Raw genomic sequence first — 24083 nt, 5'->3', positions numbered from 1 at the left:
AAGTAAAGATAGTCATATTTGATTCATGAAAAAATCAACCTCTCCCGGTGATAACTGCCGGGAGAGGTTGCAACCCATACAAAGGGAGATCGAATATGGCTGCCAATATTCTTGATTGGACCGACAGCTGGTACGAAAGACTTGACTCTGAATCCCATTGCGATTCCGCAGCAGGTATTGCTGCAAGATTCAGCGGAGAAGTGGCTGAAGGCAAACTGCCTTTCTGTTCCATGCCTTTCATGGCTTCTTTGCTCCACGATCTGGACGGCCTTGAAGATTACGTAAAAAGTTTTGACCACATGCTTCTGCTGGGTATCGGCGGTTCCGCCCTCGGCGCAAGGGCCTTGCAGAAAGCTTTTTTTCCACAGCAGGATCAGCCCGGACACGAAGGTCCATGGCTTTGGATTGGCGACAATGTCTGCGCCAAGACCCTTGACGCTTATCTCCAGAAACTTCCCCTTGAGAAAACATTGGTTGCGGTTGTTTCCAAATCCGGCGGAACAATCGAAACCATCAGCCAGTATTTCCTTGTCCGCGACAAGCTTAAACAGGACCTCGGTGACAACTGGAACCGCAACCTCCTGTTCGTCACTGATAAGGAAAAAGGATTCCTGCGTGAGCAGGCTGATGAATTTTCCGTGCGTACCCTCGAAGTCCCTGATTTCCTCGGCGGACGCTATTCCGTGCTTTCCGCAGTCGGACTGCTCCCGGCCATGTTTATGGGCGTTGATTACCGTTCCATGGTCGAAGGTGCTTCCGCTGTGCTCTCACCTCTGGCCTCCCCTGATCTCAACGGAGATACTTTGAATAACCACCCCGCATTCAAGCTGGCCTGCTGGGCTTCCGGGTTGATGAATGAGGGTTACAATGAACTGATTTTCTTTTCCTATATTCCGCAGTGGGCCTGCTTCGGGCAATGGTTTGCCCAGCTCTGGGCGGAAAGTCTCGGCAAGGACGGCAAAGGCAGCCAACCGCTCCCGGCAATCGGGGCTACGGATCAGCATTCTGTGAACCAGATGTTTCTGGACGGGCCGCGTAACAAGGGTTGCCTGTTCCTGACCTGCCCGTCTCTTCCCGAAGGTGCGTCCTTCCCGGAAGATATCCCGGACAATTTTGCATACCTTAAAGGTAAAAGCTTTGGTGAACTGATCCATGCTGAAGGTCTCGGAACCAAGATGGCTCTTTCCGCCAACAAGGTCCCGCTGGTGGAAATGCAGATGGGTGATGATTCCGAGGAAGCTGCTGGACGGCTTATGGGATTACTCATGGCTGCGACCATCTTCACCGGCTGGCTGATCGAGATCAATCCCATTGACCAGCCCGCAGTTGAGATGGGCAAGCTGCTCGCCAAAGCACGGCTCGGCGCAGATGGCTTACAAAAAGAAAAAGACAGCCTTAACGCATTTTTGAATACCAAGCGTGAAGAGCAGGAATTTTAAATATTACAAAACTTACATTAAATCTTAATCGGTCGTCTTTTTTAATAAGGCGGCCGATTTGCTTTTGCTGCCGAAGGCTTATAAGTAATAACAACATAAATTAAGCTGCCCGGAGGCACTTTGGAAAATAATCAAGATTTGCAGGTTAAATCATTTCAGCTTGTTAAGCTTCTTTCGTGGACTTTGCTGATTGTCATCATTGCCAGCAGTCTGGGACTTTCTGTATTTCTGGCAAAACATGCTGATGAAACCCTTCTGGAAAAGCAGAAGGAATTTGCTTTGTTGCAGGCTGAAAACCTGAACCACCAGATTTATCGCCGTTTTACTTTACCTACCCTTATCGGATTCGGGCGTATCGGTCTGAAAAATAAAGATCAAATGGATCGCTTGGATCAAGTGGTGCGTTCCACTGTGCATAGCTTCAAGGTCAATGAAGTTCGTGTATATGATCCGGAACTGACGGTTTCCTATTCTACTGATACAGAAAAAATTGGTAAAACCGATCTTGCCGGGGAATTTATCAAGGAGGTTCTTGATAGCGGTGAACCGAAATATGAATTCATAAAAAAGAAATCCACACTGGCCCTCATATTTGATTTTAATATGCGTCCCGGGACAATGCAGCTCAAGATCGTTTATCCTTTGCGTTCGGAAAAAAGTTTGAACATTGAGGAAAATGTGATCATGGGCGTGATGGAACTTACTCAGGATATTACCGAAGATTATCAGTCGGTTATTAATTTTGAGAGGCTGATCCTGTTTACATCCAGTTTCTCGGCCCTGATTCTTTTTGCTACGATCATGGCAATCATCCGCCGTGCTGATATTATTAATGAACAGCGTATGCAGGAACGTCAGGAATTTGAGAAAGAATTGAACCAGAGCGAAAAACTGGCCAGTATCGGGCGTATGGTTTCCGGGGTGGCCCATGAAATCCGTAATCCGCTGGGCATTATCCGCTCCAGTTCAGAATTGCTGCTCAAAAGGATGAAGGAAAGCGATCCGGTTAATGTGAAAATTTTGGGTGCCATTCATGAAGAAACTAAGCGTCTAAGCCGCACGGTCAGTGATTTTCTTGATTATGCGAGGCCGCGCAAAATAGCTATGCACGGGCTTGACCCTGCTGATCTGCTGGACAAAATTTATATGTTTCTGGAATCAAAATGCCGGGAAAGCAAGATTGAATTGAGAAGGGATTATAAGCACGGACATCAGGTCTGTGCTGACGATGACCTGCTTTACCGTGCCTTTTACAATCTTATCGGCAACGCCATGCAGGCGGTGGAAAATGACGGGCATATTGCTGTTTCCATTGATGAGGTTAAAGGCGGGATTAATGTGGTCGTCTCTGATTCCGGAGCTGGGTTTCCTGCTGAAATTATCGACAAAGCCAAGGATCCATTTTTTACTACCAAAGATAACGGAACAGGCTTGGGGCTTGCCATTGTGGCCAATATTGTGGAAAGCCATAACGGAAAGCTGCGTATCGGGAATAATCCCGAAGGCGGGGCGCGTTTGGAAATATTTTTACCTGAAAAGAAAGACTGCTAGAAAATGCCTGCAAATATTCTCATACTGGACGACGAACAGAACTACCTGCTCATTCTGGAGGCCCTGCTTTCAGACGAGGGTTACACCATCACTGCTCTTTCCGATCCTGAAACCGGATTGGCCTATCTTGATGAATCGGAAGTTGACATGGTCATCACCGATATGAAGATGCCCAAGCTGACCGGACAGGATGTGCTGGAACATGTGAAAAAGAATTTTTCGCACATCCCGGTAATCATCATGACCGCTTTCGGCTCCATTGAATCAGCTGTCGAGGCCATGAAAATCGGGGCCTTTGATTATATCACCAAGCCCTTTGCCAATGAGGAACTGCTTCTTTCAGTGACCAAGGCAGCCCAGTTCGCTAAGGCGCAGCAGGAAAACAGGCAGCTTCGTGAACAGATCAAGGACCGTTATTCACCCAGCAATATCATCGGTCGTTCCAAGCCCATGATGCAGGTCTTCGACATGATCAGCAAAGCCGCTCCGGGCAGCTCCACCGTGCTGGTTACCGGGGAATCCGGTACAGGTAAGGAATTGGTGGCGCAGGCTATACATCAGGCTTCCCCGCGTTGCGAAAAGCCTTTTGTTTCCGTGAACTGCATGGCCTTTAACGCCGGGGTGCTGGAGAGCGAACTTTTCGGGCATGAAAAAGGTTCTTTTACCGGAGCCGTAGCCCTCAAGCGTGGACGTTTTGAGGCTGCGGATCAGGGCACGCTCTTTCTCGACGAGATTGGTGAAATTTCCCATGACATGCAGGTTAAGTTGTTGCGTGTGTTGCAGGAAAAGACCATTGAGCGCGTAGGCGGGGTCGATCCTATCAAGGTGGATATCCGTATTGTTGCCGCTACAAACAAAAATCTCAAGGAAGCTGTGGAAAAGGGCGAATTCCGCGAAGATCTTTATTACCGCCTGAACGTAGTCAGCATTGAAATGCCGCCTCTGCGTGAACGGCGCGAGGATATCCCGTTCCTTGTGGATCATTTTCTTGCCACCTATTCCGCTGACAACAACAAGGAATTTGACGGCTTTGCTCCGGCTGCTATGGATTACATGACCGCCTATGAGTGGCCCGGAAATGTGCGTCAGTTGCAGAACGTTGTGGAGCGTTGCGTTGTGCTCACTTCCGGTACGGTAATTAATACCGAAGACCTGCCTGCCGAGATCAAGGATGAGGAAGCGCAGTTCAAAAGTGCGGTGGATTTACTGCCCGCAAAGCTCAATCTTGCCGATACCTTGGATAAGATCGAAGCCACGCTGGTGCGCCGGGCACTGGTAGCTGCAAATTTCGTCAAGGTTGATGCCGCTGATATGCTCGGTATCTCCAAGAGCCTTTTGCAGTATAAATTGAAGAAGCATAAGATTACCGGGAAATAAATATTTTAAAAGGGGTGCTGAACTTGGTTCACCACCCCTTTTTTTATTTAAAAATTATAATACATAGTCACCATGGCTGAGTATTTGGAGTGGTCCGAGAGATCGTCGTGCTCGCGGGCGCGCTCCTGCAACACATCGTCGCGGTACTCGAAGACATTGACCAGAAATCCGGCCTTGTCCTTGGTGATGAATAACCCTTCGCGCTTGCCGTTCTTGTAATTCATCTCGTCCTTGACCCTGCCGTTGCGGTGGAAGGTGAAGGATTTGCCGTCAAGTTGGGCCTGAGCGTTGTAGTGGCGCATTTCACGCAGTTCGCCGTTATCAAAATATTTGTAGTTATAGCCGGACCTGTCGCGGTCAACGAAGAATTTCTCCTTGATTTTGCCGTTGGGCCAATACAAGGAATGGTAGCCGTAAATTTTACCATCCCGGTTGGTGCCCTTTTCGCGCAGTGTGCCATCCGGGTTGTAATGGTAGAACCCGCCGTCCATGACTCCATTTTTGACTACGATCCGGCTCTTGGGGAAGCGTTGTTCTGAGTCGTAATATTCGCTGTAGATACCGCTGAAAGGCTTATTGGTGTCCAGAAACAGGATTTTATCCTGCTCAAAGGTGAGCTCGTAGAAAGTTGCTTCCTGCGGATTACATGCGGTCAGCAGCATTAAGAACAGGGCAGCGATTAAAATATGCAACTTTCTGAGCATAAACACCTCCAAAGGACCTATAAAGCACCATCTGCACCTTGCAACTGGCACTTTCTATGCCCTTTGATTACCAGTCTACGGGTAATCTCACTTTTTTCTTATCTTTATTAGTAAATAGCACGTATCCGTTCTCTTTGCCAAACAGATAGACATCGCGGGTCACGGCTACATCCTGCTTGCAATATTCGGTGATCAGGTCCAGACGTCCTTCCTTCCACCATTCAAGTGCCTGTAAACCGTCTGCGCTTTTAGCGGCATCAAGGGTCGCTTGGGCAATGTTGTCGAGTTTTAAGCGGTAACCGAGTCGTTCATGGACCTTGAGCAGCAGGTCCAGTGTGGGCAAACCTTTGTAGTTGAAGGGATGGATACCGGAAAGGACCTTGTAGTCGAAACGTTCAATGTTGAAGCCGATGATCAGATCAAGATTTTTGACCCGTTCCATCATTTCCGGGATTTGATCTTCCTCGTATTCAAAATATTTGTCTTCTGTGGAATCATAAAGAACGGCAATGGAAATGCCCATACGTTCAGCTTTGTTCCAGCCGCCCACATCCTGCGCGGAGCGGCGGGTTTCCACATCGAGCACGCCGAAATTTTTAATTTCCTTGGATGTGTTTTCCTTTTTCACGTCTTCGCCGAAGGGGACCAGTACCATAGGTAAATCCTCAATTTTTTCCGGTGGTTTTCCGTTGACCATATTTTCAAGAACATAGATTGCCGCTGCTTTGTCGATGGGCCTGTTGCCGGAACCGCATTTAGGGGAATGCACGCAGGTGGGGCAGCCAAGTTCGCATTCACAGTCTACAATGACCTGTAGGGTTCGTTCAAGGAGTTCCTCTGCCTGTGCAAAAGCCTGCATGGTCAGCCCTGCGCCGCCGGGGATGCCGTCGTAGATAAAAACCGCCGGACCATCGACCTGCTCATGCATGGGTGTGGAGATACCGCCGAGATCGTTGCGGTCGGTGAGTACCATCAGCGGAGTGATGCCGATGGCCGCATGTTCCACCGCATGAATACCGCCCATGAAATGAATGAAATCATCTTCAGACCTACGTTTTATTTCCGGGGAAATTTCCATCCACAGCCCTTGGGTTTCAAAAACTACCGGGGGCATGTCCAGAGGTACGATCCCGAGCAGTTTACCGCCCCTTACAGCCCGTTTTTCATATCCGGTGACCTCTTCTGTTACCCGCAGCCTGCCGAAACGCATGACAATGCCGAAGACTTTTTTCTGGTCGTAGACTTCAAGAATTTCCGTGGATTTGTTTTTGCGGGCCCGGGTGTAGTAACCGACCCGTTCCTTGGCGGCTTTGATCTTCTTGGCTCCAAGATCCAGTTCCTTGATGCAATAGGTAGAACCGCGATGAATATAGACCGCGCCTTCGTGGGCTTCGGAGTATGCCCGAACTTCATCAATGGTGCCGATGGTGGCACCGTTGGCGGAGTCCTCGATGTGCATGGTCGATCCGGCTCCGCGCAAGGATACTTCACGGTGCGGGCGTTTGCGGGTGGAATAGATTTCGTCTCCGCGTTTGTTGCGCAGGAGTATTCCTTCCTTCTCAAGCTCGTAGACTCTTTTTTTAATCTCATCATCGCGAAGCAGGTAGTCGTTGTCGCGCAGGGTCAGTTCCGCTGCGGCGCAGACCAGATGACGCTGCATGATTACCGGGTTGTAAGGATTGAGTACCGCGTTTTCCGCCGGACGGGAAAAGAAGTCTTCCGGGTTGCGCATGAAATATTGATCAAGGGCATCTTCCTGCCCGATGAGGATGACCGCAGATTCGCGCTGGCTGCGTCCTACGCGTCCTCCGCGTTGCAAGGTCGCCATGACCGATCCGGGGTAGCCAACCATAATGCAGAGATCAAGACCGCCGATATCGATACCCAGTTCAAGGGCACTGGTGGAGATAACCGCCAATAGTTCCCCGGAAGACATCTTTTGTTCAATTTCGCGCCGTTCCTCGGGCAGGAATCCGGCCCGGTAGGCACTGATGCGGTCCTTGTATTCTCCGGCCTTCTCATTGACCCACATGGCGATAAGCTCGGTCATCTTGCGGGACTGGGTATAGACGATGGTCCGTAAGCCCCGCGCAAGTCCGGCCTTTAGCAATTGAATCGCCGCGCTGTAGGGCGAAACCACCGGGTTGAAGAAAATGTAATTGCGTTTGCCTGAAGCCGCGCCGGATTCGGTTATGGGACTTACGTCGAGTCCGGTCAGGTCATGACAAAGCTGCGCCGGGTTGCCCACGGTGGCCGATGAAAAGATAAATGATGGATTGGCTCCGTAATATTTGCAGATGCGCAGCAGACGACGGAAAACCATGGCCATGTGCGAGCCCATCACTCCCCGGTAGGTGTGTACTTCATCCACCACAATGTGGGTCAGTCCGGCAAGGAAGGGCGACCATCTTTCATGGTAGGGCAGCATGGAAAGATGCAGCATTTCCGGGTTGGTCAGGATCACCGAGGGCGGGGTGTCGCGGATTTTCTTGCGTCTGTAGGGAGAAGTGTCCCCATCGTAGATTGCAGCTTCTGGACGGGCATGTTCAGGGAGCAGAGCCGCCATTTCATTAAATGTCTTGAGCTGATCCTGCGCAAGGGCCTTGAGCGGGAAAAGATAGAGGGCGTGGGAGTCTGGATCACGCAGGCACTGCTCCAGCACGGGCAGGTTGTAGGTCAGGGTTTTTCCGCTGGCAGTGGGGGTGGCAACGACCACATTTCGTCCGGCGCGGGCGTAATCGGTGGCTTCAGCCTGATGGGAGTAAAGTTGTTCAATATCCCGAAAGCTGAGCACAGAGTTTACTGAAGGGGAGAAAGGACGGCGAGGTTCTCCATAGGAGGCATCGGTTCCGTCCATGGTCCGGTGATGGACCACCTGATCACCCATGGTGGGAGAGGCTAAAAGGGAGCTTATATATTCCTGTATTCTGTCTTGATCATGCATCAGACAAACAGAGTCATCATGGAACGGCAATCAGTCAAGAAAAAAGGACCGCATATCGAAATACACGGTCCTTTTAATAAGCTATATGTGGCGAAGCCCTACTAAAAGTTTTGGGAGAGTCCAGAGAACCTTTTTTCAAAAAGGTTCTTTGGTCCCCGAAGGGCCGCCGGAGGCATTGCTTTATGCCTTTACAGTTTCACCTGCAACTTCGCCACGCTTGGCTGCGATGTCGGCAGCGGCGGTGAAGATTACGTCGGTGGAGCTGTTCAGTGCGGTCTCAGCGGAGTCCTGAATTACACCAACGATGAAACCGGCAGCAACAACCTGCATGGAGATTTCGTTGGGAACACCGAAGAGGGAACATGCGAGGGGGATCAGCAGCAGGGAACCGCCGGCAACACCGGAAGCACCGCATGCGGATACGGAAGCGATAAGGCTGAGCAGCAGTGCGGTAGCAATATCAACCTGAATGCCGAGAGTATGTACAGCAGCAAGGGTCATAACTGTGATGGTGATAGCTGCGCCGCCCATGTTTACGGTAGCGCCGAGGGGGATGGATACGGAGTAAGTGTCTTCGTGCAGGTCGAGTTTCTTACAGAGTTCCATGTTCACAGGAATGTTCGCTGCGGAGCTGCGGGTAAAGAATGCGGTGATACCACTTTCACGCAGGCAGGTGAAAACAAGGGGATAGGGATTGCGTTTGGTTTTGAACCATACAATCGCGGGGTTGATGATCAGGGCCATGGTACCCATGGAGATGAGCAGAACCATAATCAGGTGGCTGTAGCCTGCCAGTGCGGAAAAACCGGTGTTGGCAATAGTGTTGGATACGAGGCCGAAAATACCGAGGGGAGCAAAGCGGATAACAAGCTTAACGATTTTGGATACGCCGTCAGAGAGGTCGGTCAGAACCTGCTTGGTTGCATCGCTTGCGTGCTGGAAAAAGAAGCCGAGAGCGAGAGCCCAGGCAAGGATTCCGATAAAGTTGCCGTTGTAGAGGGCGGTGACCGGGTTATCCACAATCTTAAAGAGCAGGGTGTTCAGAACTTCTGCAATGCCGCCGGGAGGGGTGGCTGCGGTGTCGGTGGCAACAAGAGTCAGGGTGGTGGGCATCAGGAAGCTCATGGTAACAGCAACAAGTGCAGCCATGAAGGTACCCACAAGGTAAAGAGAAATAATGGAGCGCATGTTTGTGTGTGCGCCTTTTTTCTGGTTTGCGATGGATGCCGCAACAATTACGAAAACCAGAATAGGAGCAACTGCCTTGAGGCCTTTAACAAAGAGGCTTCCCAGAAGTCCTACGGATTTTGCTGCTTCAGGAGCAGCGGTTGCCAGAGCAATACCTGCTGCAATACCGACCATGATCTGGACTACCAGACTGCCGGATGCAATACGCTTAAAGATGTTGGATGATTGTGTCATGTTTATCCCCCGTGTTTTTGAAAAAATTTATGCTAGACGGTTTTGGTCATAGGTAGATGTTGAGATTCTTGTCAACAATTTTGTGATAAATAAACGAATAGTTAATTTCATCCCTGTTTTTTTTCGTATTGAGCAAAAAAACAATAAGCAAAACACAAGCATAGATAGTTGCACAACATTAGGTTACTATTGTATATTGATCAGTTTAGAATAAATTACTGAATGAATATTCAGTCAATAATGCGTTTTATTATAAACTAATTCGATATTATTTATTTGAATAATTTCTAATTGCAAAATTTTAAGCTCATATTTTACTAAAAACGCAATTGCCAAGGTTTATTGTTGTACTGATGACCACTATGTAACTTTTTTTGAGACCTTAATTGAAAACAGGATAAAAGCATGGCTGAATCTCCACAGAAGTACATTTATTACTCTATTGCGGCTTCAATTATCACCATGGTCCTTAAAACATGGGCCTGGTACCTTACTGATTCAGTGGGATTACTTTCCGATGCATTGGAAACTCTGGTTAACCTTTCTGCCGCACTCTTTGCTCTTACGGTCCTGACTTTGGCCTTGAAGCCTGCTGACGACAATCATACATACGGGCATGGCAAGGCTGAGTATTTTTCCAGCGGAGCCGAGGGGATGCTTATTCTTATTGCTGCGATTGGAATTGTTTACGCTTCGGTGGAAAGATTTCTGAGTCCGTCTATTCCGCAGAATCTGGAGATCGGTCTGGGTATCGCGCTACTCTCGTCTGTAGTGAATTATGTGACAGCCAAGATTATGCTTAAAGGGGCCAAAGTTCACGATTCCATCATCCTTGAAGCGGACGCAAAACACCTTCTGGCCGATGTCTGGACTTCGGTGGGACTGGTAGCCGGGTTAGGAACAATGCTTTTTACTCCTCCGTCATGGGCGTTCATTGATCCGCTTATCGCCATGATCATGGCCGGGAATATCGTTTTCACCGGATTCTCGCTGATTAAAAAGTCGTATTCCGGACTTATGGACAACGCCTTGCCTCATGAAGAGCTGCTGGTAATTGACGCTGCTGTGCGTAGTTGCGGCGGTGAAGATGTGCTTTATCATGGATTGAGGACCCGCAAGGCCGGATCACAACGCTTTGTTGATTTTCATTTGCTTCTACCCGGTGAATCTTCCATCACTGATTCCCATAATTTGTGTACGGAGATTGAAGACTGTATCAAGTCGGATCTTAAAAATTGCCATGTGACTATCCATGTGGAACCCAAGGAAGATGTTGCTTCCTACGATTGTGAAGAGACCGGCGGCTTATGCGGTTCCATGATCAGGCTTAGAGAGAAGTTCGGGGAGAAGGAGTAGTTACCGATGCATGAGCAACGCAGCATCAGTCATATTCATTTAAATATAGAGTTTGAGAGCGTCCTGCTGCTTCCAGAGGGCCAAGGGCCGTTTCCGGCTGTGTTGCTTTTTCATGAATATACCGGGCTGAATGAGGTTATTATCAGCCATGCGCGTAGGCTGGCCCGGAATGGATATGCAGTATTAGCCGCTGATTTTTATGGAGTTCACAATCGGCCTTCAACTATAGATGAAGCGCGCACCACCCACCGTATTTATCGCAATGACCGTCTTTTAATGCGTGAGGGGGCTAAAGCTTGTCTTGATGTTCTGCGCGGTCAACCTGAAGTTGGTTCGTCCTGTATTTACACTCTCGGTTTTTCATTTGGCGGAGGAGTTGCGCTGGAGCTGGCCCGTTCCGGAGCCGAGTTGAAAGGGGCGGTATCTGTTTATGGCTATCTTGATACCACGCATCTTGCATCTCCCGGAGACATGAAATGTCCCCTGCTGGCTATTCATGTGAATAATGATCCCGTAGTTCCCGCAGAGCATCTGCGCATGTTTGAAGAAGAAATGGACTACGCAAAAGTGGATTATGATTTGACCCGTCTTGATAACGCACAACACGGCTTTGCCAACTCGGATGATGATGGTTTTGATGCGAGGCTTGCGGAAAAAATGTGGGCGCAGGTGCTGGACTGGTTGGACGGCAAAAAGTAACCGAGCGTACACTTTTTTAAAATAGCAAAATCCCCGGCACTTTTGCACCGGGGATAAAAAAATTTACCAGCTGTTGCGGCGAACTCTTTCTTCTTTGTAACGGTCTTTTCTTTTCGATTCCTGCTTGGACCAGCCCATGACCGCAAAACCCAGCGGGATGACCTGTTCGGGCAGATTGAACAGCTTTTTAAATCCCTCGACCCTTTCTTTTTCTGGATGAATTCCAGTCCAGACCGCTCCAAGACCTTTTGCATGAGCAGCCAGCAGTAGATTCTGCATTGCTGCTGCACAGTCCTGTGACCAGTAACCGGGATATTTTTCAAGGCTCAAATCACCGCAGACCAGAATACCCATGGGAGCATTTTTAGCCATAGCTGCGTATTGGTTAATGGCTGAGATAGTTTCAAGTTTTTCGCGATCGTCAACAACCACGAACTGCCACGGCTGGGCATTCCCGGCACTGGGAGCCATCATGGCCGCGCTGAGGATTTCTTTAATTATTTCCTCGGAAACAGGCTTATCTTCATATTTTCTGACGCTTCTGCGGGAGTGGATCGCTTCAAATACATCCATTTTTATTATCTCCGTTTAAATTTGAGTGAATGGTTGTTTGTACCACATGAAATTAATAAAAAGGATCATATTTTTGTCTGATTATAAGATAGATATTTATGGATGCTGGAGCAGGTCATGGATAGCTCTGAATTATAATTTCTTATAAACGGACAGGGGTAATTATAAATAGTGCTTGATTTTAGCTCGCACTATTGTATTCTACACATAATCACACCCCTGATTTGGTCTGAAATACTTTTGGTTATTTTGCAGTCCAACCCCTTTTGGCGGTGCCGTTCTCCTCCCTCGCTAACCGTTCGGCACCGTCATCCTTTTCCTAAAGAAGAAAGGGTGCGCTTCCTGAGAAGTGCACCCTTTCTTTGATTTTATTTTCTGTCCGAAACGCTATTTGTTTTTAAAAGCGATGCGGAAGCAGGCGATTGCTCCGCCCCAGGTGATACCGAGGCCGAAGATCATCATAATGATTGCGCTGGTAGTCATGTTCTATCCCCTTTTAAGGAAGCTGCTGTTGGTGGAGGATACTGATGCGAATGCACGACTCTGACTGGAAAGTGCAAAGCCTACAGCAAGACATACGGCAAGGGATGCCCAGCCGAATGCGATGATAGCAGTATTGGAGTATCCACCGTAGTTTTTGGAGATATCGCCGATGAAGTTGGTCACGATCATGAAACCGAGCATTGCCGGAACAACGAAGCGCAGGCTGTTCAGCCACAGGGAACCGACAGTGAACTCAGAGGTTTTGTTAACATGAACGCGCATTTCATCGAGATTGCAGAACCATGCAATGAACACGATTTCAAGGAATCCGCCGATGAGGATACCGAAGTTGTTGACAAAGTGGTCAACAATATCGAGCAGCAACAGGCCACCACCGGTGGTGAAGACCAAGCTGACCAGAAAACCGAGGGCACAGCATACGCTAACAGCTTTTTTGCGGGAAACACCGAATTTGTCGATGACGGAAGAGGCCACAACTTCATTGATGGAGATCATGGAAGAAAGACCTGCAACAGTCAGAGCCGCAAAGAAGAGCACGCCGAAGAAGGCCGGGGCGGGCATCAGGTTGATTGCGGTGGGCAGGGTGACGAAGGCAAGGCCTACACCCGCACCGGCAACGTCCTTGATGGGAACGCCCTGCTGCTGGGCCATGTAACCGAGCACGCTGAAGATCATGATACCGGAGATTATGCTGAATCCGCAGTTGATGAACACAGTCATGCAGGCGTTGTTGTTGATGTCAGACTCTTTGGGCAGGTAGCTGGAGTAAGACAGCATGATACCAAACCCGATGGAGAGACTGAAGAAGATCTGGCCGAATGCGTCAGCCCAGACTTTTCCGTCCATGATGGCTCCGAAATCAGGTTTGAAGAGCCAGTTCAGTCCGTCCATTGCTCCGGGGAGCATGAGTCCTCTTCCAATGAAGATGAACACAAGCAGGAAGAGAAGGGGCATAAAGATCTTGTTGACCCTTTCAATACCGGCTTTAACTCCGGTAAACAGGGCCACGAAAGTGAATGCCCAGGCTGCGGCGGTTGCCAGGAAGATAGAGCCCTGAACACTACCCATGTTCATGGGGGAGTCGGTAAGACCGAGGAATTCGCCAAAGAAAAAGTCTTTGGGAGATGCTCCCCATCCTTGAGTGAAGGCAAGGCCCACGTAGTTCATCGCCCATGCGATAACTACTACATAATAAGAGGCAATGATGAATGATACCACTACCTGCCACCAGCCGAGCCATTCCCATTTTCTGGAAATGGATGAGAAAATTTTTGGCGCGGAACCCTTGAATTTCTGGCCGAGGCCGAATTCAAGAATCATGAATGGGATACCCGCAGCAAGCATTGCTACGAAATAGGGGATGAGGAATGCACCACCACCGTTTTCATAAACCATGTAGGGAAAACGCCAGATGTTACCCAATCCAATTGCAGAGCCCACGGCGGCAAGAATAAAGCCGGAACGGGAACCCCATGTTTCTCTTTTTTGCATGTTGTTTGAACTCCTTAAGAAAAAACAAGCTGAAACAGCAACCATTTTACTGATTCAGCAAAAACTATATGTAAAATGCGCTAAACGCATAATTGAGCATACCCATTAGAATACATTTCGATTATTGTCTATCAAATTCGGCATCTCATTTTCGGGATGGAAACAAAAACAGGCGTAGTCGTGATATTATTATGCATATCTTGAATGTTGAATTAGGGAAAAAGCAATTTATGTATGATAAATTTTGTATTTCGAAAACAAAAGGTACATTGAAGAAAATATGAGTAAAAACAATTTTGCTGGAAATGAAAAATATTTTGAGTTCTGCTGCATGGGAGCAAAAGAAAACATAAAATAGAGCACTCGACTAAAACAGATGTTGATATTATGCTTTGGCAGTTAATTTTAAGGAGTCTGTTTATGGCACATATTCTTGTTCTTGATGATGTTGTTGATGCGGGAATACTCCTCAAGCGCATTTTGGAGCGCAAGGGGCATAAAGTCAGTGTTTTTTCCGAGGAGGAGGAAGCCCTTTCCTTTGTGTCCGGCAGTGATGTCGAACTGGCCATTCTTGATATCAAGCTTAAGAAAATGACCGGGGTGGAAGTGCTGGAGGAGATGAAAAAGCAATTGCCCGGACTGAAGGTGATCATGCTTACCGGTTACCCGACTCTTGAGACTGCCCGTGAATCACTTAAACACGGAGCCAATGAGTATTGCGTCAAGCCTATCGATAAGGAAGAACTGGAGTCCAAGGTAGAGGACGTGTTAGCCGGATAATTTATTCTTCGCGGAATTCTCCCAGTTTTTCCACAGTGGCAATAACTTCGGTTTTTGTGCTGCCCGGTGAAACAGGATTGAAGACAGCCCGTAAGTACATTTTTTTATTTCCTGTTGCAGAGATGTAATTTCCTTCAAAAATTGCCGGTTCACCGGTCTGGGCTTTTGCCAGTACCCGGCGCATTTCCGGGGTTCCCTTTCGGGCAGTACTGAAACCGATTAATTTGTCACGGGATGACCCCATCATCTCCATGAATATCGGGTTGCAATCCCTGATTACTCCCTCATGGTCGAAATAAATCAAGCCTAATGGTGAGTTTTCAAATATTATCCGGTATTTTTGTCTTTCTTCCAAGATTGCCAGTTCTGCCTTCTCTCTTTCTTTAATCTGATTCTGGAGTTTCATATTCAGTATTTCATTGCGGCGGTGGGTCTGACAGGAAATTATGGATTCAGCGATCCTGATGTTAATTTTCTGCAATGATTTCAACATGGAGTGCGGAAGCGGAGATCCTCCTTTGCTGAACATCAGAAATCCTGCTCCGGGTAAGTCCATGAGATAGTAGTGATTTTCTCCAATAGCATTATGTAGCGGCAGGCTTTCCCTTAAATTATTAAGTTCATCCTCTGTGTTGAAAATTGATATTTTTTCGATGAACTCATCAAAATAATTGTTCTTCCTTTCTCTGAGAGGGATGGCGAATGCTTTGCTGAACAAGAGTTTTTTTTCATCTCGCAGAAATACTCTTGCGCTCATACAGCATAAACGGCGCAGGTATGTAGAAATTGCCGCTTCCAGCATCTTTTCCAGATCAAGGCTTTTGCCCACAGACATGGCTATTTCATAAAGAAGTTGCTCTTGAACTCTGATACTCACAATTCCTCCAGTATGGACAATACAGTGGTTTTATTATGAAACTCCAGAAATTGTTTTTCCTGAGTGGCTATTTCCCCGAAAGAAAGGAAGCCCAACAAAGGAATGTCCGGGAGGTGGATGGCATCCAGCTCATGCTTGAAGCGATCCTTGAGGAACAAGGCTCTTGAAATACAGTCAATTATCAGCCCCACTGAGTTGTCTCCGAGACTGAATCCGGCTGTGCAGGTGGGAAGTTTACTCGAGGCATAGATCAGAGATTCTGGGTTACCGTGTAATATGTTCACAAATGCGCCTTCCACTATTTCACCCACGCAGGTCAGTGCTCCGGTCTCATCAACCATCACCGGATCACGGACGATGGGGTCGCAACACATCCTTGAAATGCCGAAAGGATAGGACATGGCAATACGTGAAAAATTGTCCGGGGTGATGTATTGCCCGGAATGTTCGCGAATTACTTCCCTGTAGGTATTGAAAGCAGGCATCCAGTTGATGCTTTTGATTACATTGCGGTCCGCTTCAGTGACTTTGAACGGACCTTTAATGGGATGCCAGCCGTGGCTGATATTCACCGTGCTTTTGGTGTCCAGCAGGGCAACTATGGATGCGTCCTCCAGCAACCCTTCATTGGTGATTATACAAGGTCGTTTTTCAAGGCTCAGGGACCCGGCACCGCCTCCAACAATGTTGCGTTCAAGTCCGATATTAACGAACATGGCATTTATGAACGATGAGATACGGCTGGAAAAGCCGTCGGTCAAAACGAAAATGGTATCGGGGATATTATCTATGTTGAAAACGTCACGCAGGGACTGCATGAAGTCTGTATCGGGATTGCTCATTTCCCGAATGATAGAGAGATCCGGTTTGTGGGAAAGGCCGATGACAAGGGTTCCGGTTTCCAGTGTTTCTTTCTGGTGGACTATGCCCGGAAAGATTCCCCCGGCAATTGGAACTGGACAATCTTTGAGAATGTGGTCCAGATTCTCCGGTTTAAACCCATTTTTATCACAGGCAAAAACGATGATTCCTTTTACCTCGTTCCTAGAATACATTGTTTTCAACACGGTCTCAAAAGCTTGGGCACTGCCTGTTCTTTCCAGTTCAAAATGCATGCATATTCTCCACTATTTTTTTGAGCTTCATAACTGATTACCAAAAAAACTAATATTATGCAGGCAAAAAGGTTATGTATTAGATACGTTGATGAATTTATAATTATTGAGCTTGAACAACGTTCCTAAATCTGCTTTCTATAGGCACGCTTCCAGCGTGAAAGTGCGCAACTACTAAAACATAAACAATGTTTATCATATAGATGGTCGGTTTTTTATCCGCCATTAATTCAAGGAGTATTTAAAATGTCTGATTTATCTATACTTTTTCCCGGTCAGGGTTCTCAGGAACCCGGTATGGGACGTGATCTTGCTGAAAAATGGTCTGCTGCCATGGATATGTGGAAATTTGCCGAAGCTGAGTCCGGCCTGCCCCTGCGTGAAATCTACTGGGAAGGCAATGCAGCTGATATGGCCAAGACCGATGCCCTTCAGCCCGGTCTGACCGTGGTCAACCTTTCCATCTGGTCCTACCTCAAAGAAAGTCTCAAGCCTGCGTCTACCGCCGGACACAGCCTCGGTGAATTCGCATCCCTTGGTGCTTCCGGTGTTCTCTCCATTGAAGACACCATCAAGGCGGTATCCCTGCGCGGTAAGCTTATGTCTCAGGTGGCTAACGAAGATCACGGCATGGCCGCTGTGCTTAAGCTGGATCAGTCCGCGGTTGAAGAGGCCGTTGAATTCGGTGGTTCCGAAACCGGAAAGGAACTTCGTGTAGCCAACTACAACTCCCCGGCCCAGTATGTGATCAGCGGTGAAAAGGCTGCCATTGAGGCTGCCGGAACCGTGATCAAGGAAAAGAAAGGGCGTGCTATTCCCCTGCCGGTCAGCGGCGCATTCCACAGCCCGCTCATTCAGGAAGCTGCTGATGAATTTGCAGCTTACCTTGGCAAGCTGAATTGGAATGCACCCGCATTCCCGGTCTACTTTAATGTTACTGCCGGGACAGAATCCAATCCTGAAGAGATCAAGAAAATCATGTCTTCCCAGATGACTTCATCTGTGCGCTGGATTGAAATTGTTACTAACCAGTACGCTGCCGGTGCGCGTAATTTCCTCGAGCTGGGGCCCAAGGGTGTACTGACCAAGCTTTTGGTCGCCAACCTTAAGGGCAAAGATTACGAAGGAAAAGGCGTCGGTAATCTGGAACAGGCTGAAGCACTTAAATAATAGCTGATTTGTAGAAAGAAGTGAAAAGGACCAGTCTTCTCAGGCTGGTCCTTTTTTTTAAAACTTAGATTGAGCAGGTTCCGCTTTCGGAGCAGTAATTGTCGATTACATTCATCATTTGGTTAGTGAAGTAAACGCAATTATGTTCATTAAAGCAGCTGCTTACATATGAAGAATCCATATAGGTGTATAAAGATCCCGAATCGCTTCCAAGAGTTATGATCCAAGTGTCCTGTTCTTCGTTGAACTTTGTGGACATGCCGATGTTAAACATTTCTATTTCCGGATAAAGGTCCATGACCATCTGCCGGATTTGGGAGTCATTAAGTCTCATGGTTCCCCCCTCCTGATTGTAAGTGAGAAGGTTTTTATCGATTTTATCTATGGTTCATATTTAAAATATAAATTGTAAATTGCGACTGTCAAATTTTTCAGGGCTGATTTGAAGTTTTCCGCATAGTTTTAATTCTGTTTGTGTATGATGTTCATTGTGTTAAAATTATAGTCGGGGTCAAAATTTCAAAAATAAATGTTTATGTTCGTAAATGATATTTATCTAATTTGGGAGACCATATGAAAACATTGACTGCTTCGCGCATGGAACGTTGCATAGGCTGTCATTCCTGTTCCTTTGCCTGCGCACGGCTGGTGCACAAGCTGCTCTCGTGGAATACCGCAGGGATCAGGATTGCCTCTTCCGGCGGTCTTTCCACCGGATTTGTAGCCAAGGTCTGTCTGGCCTGTTCTCCGGCTCCTTGTGCTGAAGCCTGCCCTACCGGGGCCATGCGGGGACGTAAAAAAGGGGGCGGGGTTATCCATAAAAAGGATCTCTGCATCCGTTGCGGAAAATGTGCTGAAGCCTGTCCGGTGGATGCTATTTATCTGGACCTCAAGGATCGTCCTTATGTCTGTATCCATTGCGGAAGGTGCGTTGAATTCTGCCCCCATGAATGTCTTGAAATGGTCGAATCAGATCAGAGGAGGGACTAAAAATGATACGTGATTACTTCAGGGTCCTCGCAGTTGATCTGGGCAGCGGCAAAGGAAATGTGGTCAAGGTTGACGGGCGTAATGAATTTGCCGGGGGTAGCGGGCTTGGAGCCTTGCTTTTTGAAAAGTACGGGCATGCTGATCGTCCGTGGGATGACCCGGACCAGCCGCTTATTTTTTCCATCGGGCCTTTGACCGGGCTGTTCCCTTTGATGAGCAAGACGGTCTGCTCGTTTAAGTCTCCCTATCATGATCAGTTTGCCGAAAGTCATGCCGGGGGCCGTTCTGCTTTGGCCATCCGTTTTGCGGATTACGATGCTTTGGTCATTACCGGGCGTGCGCCGCGTTTATCCTGTCTCTCTCTCGGTATGAAGCATCTGGAAGTGAAAGACGTTCAGTTTTTGGCCGGGAAGGATGTCTTCAGTACCGGAAAGATTTTGCGTTCCATGTATCCGGGGTCCGGGCACAGGTCTATTCTGCGTATCGGTCCTGCCGGGGAGAACCTTTCGGGCATGGCCTGCATCAATGCCGACACCTATCGCCATTTCGGGCGGCTTGGGTCCGGTGCGGTTATGGGTGCCAAGAACCTCAAGGGGATTGTCATTCAGGGGGACGGGTCATTCGCCCTGCCGGAAAGTAAAGAGTACTCCAAGATCTATAAGCAGGTTTACGAGAAGATGACCGCCACCGACATGATGAGTAAATATCATAATCTGGGTACGGCAGCGAATCTCGATGCGCTCAACGAGTTGGAATCATTGCCCTGGCGTAATTTACAGGCCACCAAGGATGAGAAAATAACCGGGATTACCGGGAAGAAATTTGCCGATGACACCCTGCTGCGTAACGCAGCCTGTGCCGGGTGTCCGGTAGGTTGTATCCACATCGGTTTTGTGCGCGAAAAATTCATGGAGGATAACCAATACCTCTACCGTCAGGTGGCTTACGATTATGAACCTATTTTCGCCACCGGGACCATGCTCGGTGTCACTGATGCCTTTCAAGTGCTGGGCATAATGGACGAGGTGGAAAAGGCCGGTCTTGATGTTATGTCCGGCGGGGTGGCTCTTGCGTGGGCTACCGAGGCCTTTGAAAAGGGTCTGGTCAGAGAGGCGGAGACCATTGTTCCCCTCGCATTCGGTGATGCGGAAAACTACAAAAAAGCAGTACAATACCTCGGCAGTGCGGAAAACGAGTTTTATACCGCGCTGGGCAAAGGGTCACTTGTGGCGGCTGCAAAGTACGGGGGTGAGGATTTTGCCTGTGTGCTTGGTCAGGAAATGGCCGGATACGCCACCGGGGAAGCTTTTTACGTAGCTGAAGGGCTGGGTTTCCGTCACTCCCATCTGGATTCAGGCGGGTATTCATGGGATCAGAAAAATGATCGCAAAGATGCTGACGAGGTTTGCGATTTCCTGATCAACGATGAAACAGGGCGGGCATTCCTTACTTCCATGGTTTCCTGTCTGTTCGGGCGCGGGGTGTATAACGATGACGTCCTTGCCGAATGTCTGAAGTCCGTAGGATACGAAGAAATAGCTGAAAATATGGATCTTATCGGGGAAAGGGTTCGGGCTATGCGTTGGAAAATACGTTTTGCCACCGGCTATGACCCTGAGAAAATCAGTATCCCCAAACGGTACCGTGAAGTAAGCACCTGGAAGGGTAAAACTGACCCTGAATATATGGAAAAGCTTAAAGCGGAATATGGTCGCAGAATTTGCGAACTGGTCACAGATGAGGCCCTTGAGAAACTTAATTTAAAAAAAATTGAGTAAAATTAAAAAAAGTTCTTGCCAAGCGTGTTCTGTTTGGTTAGTAATCTCTCCTCAGCGGCGCCGAGGTAGCTCAGTCGGTAGAGCAGGGGACTGAAAATCCCCGTGTCGGCAGTTCAATTCTGTCCCTCGGCACCACTAAGTGCATAGAATAGCCCTCATGAAAAATCATGAGGGCTTTTTCGTTTTCTATCCTACCTGAATGCTCTTCTACGCAACCATGCTTTGCCCAGCAGTAGCAGCAATCCGAATGCGACCAGCATAAATTCAAAATTCATCCCGCCACGCGGCGAGAATACGCAACCTGATGCGGAAGTCCCGGATGTTCCTGAAAATAGTACCAGCGGGTCCTGAATGATCTTGGCAGTGCTGTCCTGATCGTATTGTCCATTGTCCTGCAGGCAAAAATGTACGGAATAAACCCGTCCTGCGGTTAATTTAACGGTTGAATCAATATAGTTACCGTCTGCATTCTCCAGCCACCACGCTCCGTCAGACCAGTCGGTGTTTGAATTTGCATAGGTGTAGGGGATGTTGCTGCTGTCTGCATTTTTCAGCTTGTAAAGAGTCAGTTCCGCAGGAGTAAGGGTAGAGTCGGCGGCAGTGAACTCATATTGCAAATGAATAAGTGCCCCGGTTTTGTCTACTGTGGCACTGAATTCACGGACATCGGTTACCCTTTCGCCGGAATCGGCAAGTTTGTATTTTGTTTTCAGTTCAGCAGCAGATTCAAAGCTTGCAGTGGCCTGTGTAAGAGTAATGCTTACTGAAGGGTCAGGCTGCGCGGAAGGAGCACTTACCGGGGACGGGGTGCTTAAAAATATTAAACTTTTGTCATCTGATTCACCGCACAGGCCGCTGATAGAATATATGCCGCGTCCATCAATGTATTCCAGCAAGGAACCTGCCCTGCCTATGCCCGGTTGCTGGATGGTGTTGTTGCCGTAATCCCATGTGCTGGCTGTTGGATTAAATTTATAAAAAAAAGGGGTGAGGGCTTCCTCGATTGTCATGGCACCGTTGGCCAGAAATATTTTTTGTCCATCGGTCGTAACCCCTGCTGAGCTGATGTCCGGCCCGGATATTGTCGAGGTGGTGCCATTGTATACTGTTACAGTGGAAACTCCTGAATTTTTTGTACCATCTGATGTTATTCCTCCAAAAATATAGATCGAATCTTCAAAGGTAATGGCAGTGTGCTTGTGGCGGGGGATGTCCATAAATCCATCTTCCCGGAAATTACCTGTCTCAGGCTCGTAAACATATACATCATCACTTATGGTATTGCCGTCAGTGGAGTTGCCGCCGAATACGTATATCTGATCATCAAGCTCGGCGGCAGCGCAGAATCCCGGATAGGGAACTGTGCCGGGCAGGGTGCTCCATGTATTGGTTGTAAAAGAATATTTGATTACATCTGTGTACGCGGTCAGGGATTTGTCGTCCTCTCTTTTAAGTCCACCGATGAAATATATTTCATCATTATACGATACTACTCCGGCACCTGAGCGTTTGTCCGGCATGGTTGCGAACTGGGTCCATTGGTTTGTTTTAGGGTCGTAGACCTCGCATTTGGTATCCTGTGAAATCATTCCTCCGCCGAAGACATATATTTTACCGTTACGTACAACTGATGCCCCCAGCCCATGCGGTTTTGCAGCCGCCTGTTTGTCCGCCCAAGCTGAAAACTGGAGCGCATTTGATTTTAATCCGCTGCTGGTCGTTGCCTGAACAAACACTCCGGCCCCTTGAGGCACCACTCCGGTGATTTTCGTGTCGGACCAGCTGTTGATGCTGGCTTCTGTTTTCCCGGATTTGTTGCAGAAGTGGATTGTCCCTTGAGTGGTTCCGAACCGCTGTCCGTTGAGGGTGAAGGAGCTTCCTTCGTTTTTTCCCTTCCTTGAATCAGATCCGCTGATGACCGGGCTCAGGCTCAGGCTGTTTTGCATGGCTGAAGCTGCATTGAGTTTGCCTTCGGTCAAGCATTTACCGGCAAAACTGCTTCCGGCATCGGTGCTTGAGAGTATTCTGCTGATGCGGGTGTAAATGTCGTCATTGGGGTAATGAGCAGCCAGCAGAGCCGCTACCCCGGCTACGTGCGGAGCGGCAAAGGAAGTTCCGCTCACATCATTGGATTCGTACCCTCCACCGAGTTTCGCAGAGAGAATTTCTACTCCAGGAGCAAAGATATCAACGGTATATTGTCCGAAATGCGACCAGTCCGGCTTGTTGCTGTTAGAATCGCTGGCCCCCACACTTACAATGTTCGGAATATCAAAGCTGGCCGGATATTCACGGATGTTATTGTTGTCATTATCGTAGCCGTCGTTCCCGGCGGAAGTGCTGAAAATAATACCGTTGTCCGCAAGTTCCTGAATTTTATCCCTGATGATTGTGCTGCCTCCCGCACCTCCGATGGACATGTTCACGGCCGGAATATTGATCCCGCTTTTTTTCTTTTTAATGATATAATTTATGGCGGTAGTTATTTCGGCATCTGTGTTGTTTTCTACACGCAGGACCATTATTTTTGCGCCCCAGCTTACCCCGGCTACCCCGAGATTGTTGTCTGTCCGGGCTGCAATGACGCTTGATACAGTTGTCCCGTGACCATCGGTATCCTGAACGTCTCCGGTCTGGTAGTTGCCGCTGTCGTCTTCGTAATCAATGCTTATGCCGTAGAGGTCATCGATAATTCCATTCCCGTCATTATCAATGCCGTCATCAATTTCCAAAGGGTTGTTCCAAAGGCTCCCCGAAAGGTCTTCATGGTTTAAGTCAATGCCTGAATCAATGACCGCGATTACAATATCCGCCGATTCACAGGTTGATGCATCCCATGCTGCGGGGGCATGAATTCCGGCGGTAGAATCCTGCAAGGACCACTGATTATTGAATCTTGGGTCATCGGGAGTTTTTTTGCCTTTTCGTATGTAGTTGCGTGAATAGGAATCGATTTCCGGCAGTCCTGAAATTTCTTCGATCATTTCCTGCGTACTCAGGTGGGATCGTAAAAGCAGGATGCATTGTCCTTTTTCGCGGGTTGCGCTGTCCAGAACGGCTATGACACTCATGTAGTGGTTTGCAGCAATTGAGCGTGCGTCTTCTTCACTGATTCCGTTTTTGAATTTAACTATGAGCTGGCTTTCAACGCTGTTTTGGCTGAAGACGGCGTCGGGTGCGCCCAATATGGTGAAGAACTGGAAGAGTATTAAAAGAGCAGAAGTATAAAATATTTTAGGCACAGTTTCAGGCTCCTTTGCTGCTATTAAGACAGGCTGTCTTTGGTTGGCTTGATAACTTATATAAGCTTAGT

19 protein-coding genes and 1 tRNA gene are annotated in these 24083 nt (G+C 48.2%); 10 read left to right on the top strand and 10 right to left on the bottom strand.

All coding sequences use genetic code 11. From position 1 onward, the window contains the following. The first annotated feature begins 95 nt into the window (after window positions 1–95). The 3 genes from FMS18_RS15925 (at window position 96) to FMS18_RS15915 (ending at window position 4367) form a co-directional block, all read left to right on the top strand. Window positions 96–1439, top strand: a complete 1344-nt coding sequence (locus FMS18_RS15925; protein ID WP_163295672.1) for a glucose-6-phosphate isomerase — start codon at window positions 96–98, stop codon at window positions 1437–1439. A 120-nt stretch (window positions 1440–1559) separates the two neighbouring features. Further along, entirely contained in the window at window positions 1560–2990 is a 1431-nt protein-coding gene (locus FMS18_RS15920) for a sensor histidine kinase (RefSeq protein ID WP_163295671.1), read from the top strand. A gap of 3 nt (window positions 2991–2993) precedes the next feature. Beyond that, entirely contained in the window at window positions 2994–4367 is a 1374-nt protein-coding gene (locus FMS18_RS15915) for a sigma-54 dependent transcriptional regulator (protein ID WP_163295670.1), read from the top strand. A 47-nt stretch (window positions 4368–4414) separates the two neighbouring features. On the opposite strand, the gene FMS18_RS15910 is transcribed toward FMS18_RS15915, so the two are convergent. From FMS18_RS15910 to sstT, 3 genes are all read right to left on the bottom strand, one after another. Next, entirely contained in the window at window positions 4415–5071 is a 657-nt protein-coding gene (locus FMS18_RS15910; RefSeq protein ID WP_163295669.1) for a toxin-antitoxin system YwqK family antitoxin, read from the bottom strand. A gap of 67 nt (window positions 5072–5138) precedes the next feature. Further along, entirely contained in the window at window positions 5139–8015 is a 2877-nt protein-coding gene (locus FMS18_RS15905; RefSeq protein WP_163295668.1) for a DEAD/DEAH box helicase, read from the bottom strand. A gap of 180 nt (window positions 8016–8195) precedes the next feature. Next, window positions 8196–9437, bottom strand: coding sequence for a serine/threonine transporter SstT (gene sstT / locus FMS18_RS15900; protein WP_163295667.1), 1242 nt, complete (start codon window positions 9435–9437; stop codon window positions 8196–8198). 405 nt (window positions 9438–9842) lie between these two features. Between sstT and FMS18_RS15895 the strand changes: the two genes are divergently transcribed. Then, complete coding sequence (locus FMS18_RS15895) at window positions 9843–10793, top strand: cation diffusion facilitator family transporter (protein ID WP_163295666.1); 951 nt, start codon at window positions 9843–9845, stop codon at window positions 10791–10793. Window positions 10794–10799: 6 nt separating this feature from the next. After that, window positions 10800–11492 carry a dienelactone hydrolase family protein gene (locus FMS18_RS15890; RefSeq protein WP_163295665.1) on the top strand — a complete coding sequence of 231 codons (693 nt, stop codon included), beginning with the start codon at window positions 10800–10802 and terminating at the stop codon, window positions 11490–11492. A 63-nt stretch (window positions 11493–11555) separates the two neighbouring features. Here the strand turns inward: FMS18_RS15890 and FMS18_RS15885 are convergent, their stop codons facing one another. The 3 genes from FMS18_RS15885 to FMS18_RS15875 all read right to left on the bottom strand — a co-directional run bounded on the left by FMS18_RS15885 (window position 11556) and on the right by FMS18_RS15875 (window position 14060). Next, complete coding sequence (locus FMS18_RS15885; RefSeq protein WP_163295664.1) at window positions 11556–12065, bottom strand: nitroreductase family protein; 510 nt, start codon at window positions 12063–12065, stop codon at window positions 11556–11558. A 387-nt stretch (window positions 12066–12452) separates the two neighbouring features. Beyond that, entirely contained in the window at window positions 12453–12548 is a 96-nt protein-coding gene (locus tag FMS18_RS15880) for a MetS family NSS transporter small subunit (RefSeq protein ID WP_136675377.1), read from the bottom strand. A 3-nt stretch (window positions 12549–12551) separates the two neighbouring features. Beyond that, window positions 12552–14060, bottom strand: coding sequence for a sodium-dependent transporter (locus FMS18_RS15875; RefSeq protein WP_163295663.1), 1509 nt, complete (start codon window positions 14058–14060; stop codon window positions 12552–12554). Between the two features lie 420 nt (window positions 14061–14480). Here FMS18_RS15875 and FMS18_RS15870 point away from each other — a divergent pair, with 420 nt between their 5' ends. Continuing rightward, window positions 14481–14840 (top strand): response regulator, encoded by a 360-nt coding sequence (locus FMS18_RS15870; RefSeq protein WP_163295662.1) that lies wholly within the window; start codon window positions 14481–14483, stop codon window positions 14838–14840. A 1-nt stretch (window position 14841) separates the two neighbouring features. Here FMS18_RS15870 and FMS18_RS21090 read toward each other — a convergent pair whose 3' ends face one another. Continuing rightward, complete coding sequence (locus tag FMS18_RS21090; protein WP_163295661.1) at window positions 14842–15717, bottom strand: PAS domain S-box protein; 876 nt, start codon at window positions 15715–15717, stop codon at window positions 14842–14844. Further along, window positions 15714–16832, bottom strand: a complete 1119-nt coding sequence (locus FMS18_RS15860; protein WP_163295660.1) for an FIST signal transduction protein — start codon at window positions 16830–16832, stop codon at window positions 15714–15716. Before FMS18_RS15860 ends, FMS18_RS21090 begins: the two co-directional genes overlap by 4 nt. A 246-nt stretch (window positions 16833–17078) precedes the next feature. Between FMS18_RS15860 and FMS18_RS15855 the strand changes: the two genes are divergently transcribed. Next, a complete protein-coding gene (locus tag FMS18_RS15855) occupies window positions 17079–18002 on the top strand; it encodes an ACP S-malonyltransferase (RefSeq protein ID WP_163295659.1) in 924 nt (307 codons plus the stop codon). Window positions 18003–18066: 64 nt separating this feature from the next. Here the strand turns inward: FMS18_RS15855 and FMS18_RS15850 are convergent, their stop codons facing one another. Continuing rightward, window positions 18067–18336 (bottom strand): hypothetical protein, encoded by a 270-nt coding sequence (locus tag FMS18_RS15850; RefSeq protein WP_163295658.1) that lies wholly within the window; start codon window positions 18334–18336, stop codon window positions 18067–18069. Window positions 18337–18575: 239 nt separating this feature from the next. Between FMS18_RS15850 and FMS18_RS15845 the strand changes: the two genes are divergently transcribed. The 3 genes from FMS18_RS15845 to FMS18_RS15835 all read left to right on the top strand — a co-directional run bounded on the left by FMS18_RS15845 (window position 18576) and on the right by FMS18_RS15835 (window position 20905). Continuing rightward, complete coding sequence (locus FMS18_RS15845) at window positions 18576–18992, top strand: 4Fe-4S binding protein (protein WP_163295657.1); 417 nt, start codon at window positions 18576–18578, stop codon at window positions 18990–18992. Window positions 18993–18994: 2 nt separating this feature from the next. Further along, a complete protein-coding gene (locus tag FMS18_RS15840; RefSeq protein WP_163295656.1) occupies window positions 18995–20770 on the top strand; it encodes an aldehyde ferredoxin oxidoreductase N-terminal domain-containing protein in 1776 nt (591 codons plus the stop codon). Window positions 20771–20829: 59 nt separating this feature from the next. Beyond that, a tRNA-Phe gene (locus FMS18_RS15835) sits at window positions 20830–20905 on the top strand. A 56-nt stretch (window positions 20906–20961) separates the two neighbouring features. On the opposite strand, the gene FMS18_RS15830 is transcribed toward FMS18_RS15835, so the two are convergent. After that, window positions 20962–24012 carry a S8 family serine peptidase gene (locus FMS18_RS15830; protein ID WP_163295655.1) on the bottom strand — a complete coding sequence of 1017 codons (3051 nt, stop codon included), beginning with the start codon at window positions 24010–24012 and terminating at the stop codon, window positions 20962–20964. Window positions 24013–24083 lie beyond the last annotated feature (71 nt).

The organism is Desulfovibrio sp. JC022 (genome assembly GCF_010470665.1).
In the GTDB taxonomy this organism is placed as follows: Bacteria; Desulfobacterota; Desulfovibrionia; order Desulfovibrionales; family Desulfovibrionaceae; genus Maridesulfovibrio.
Note: the sequence above shows the minus strand (reverse complement) of the source record. Positions and strands in the feature narration are given on the sequence as shown.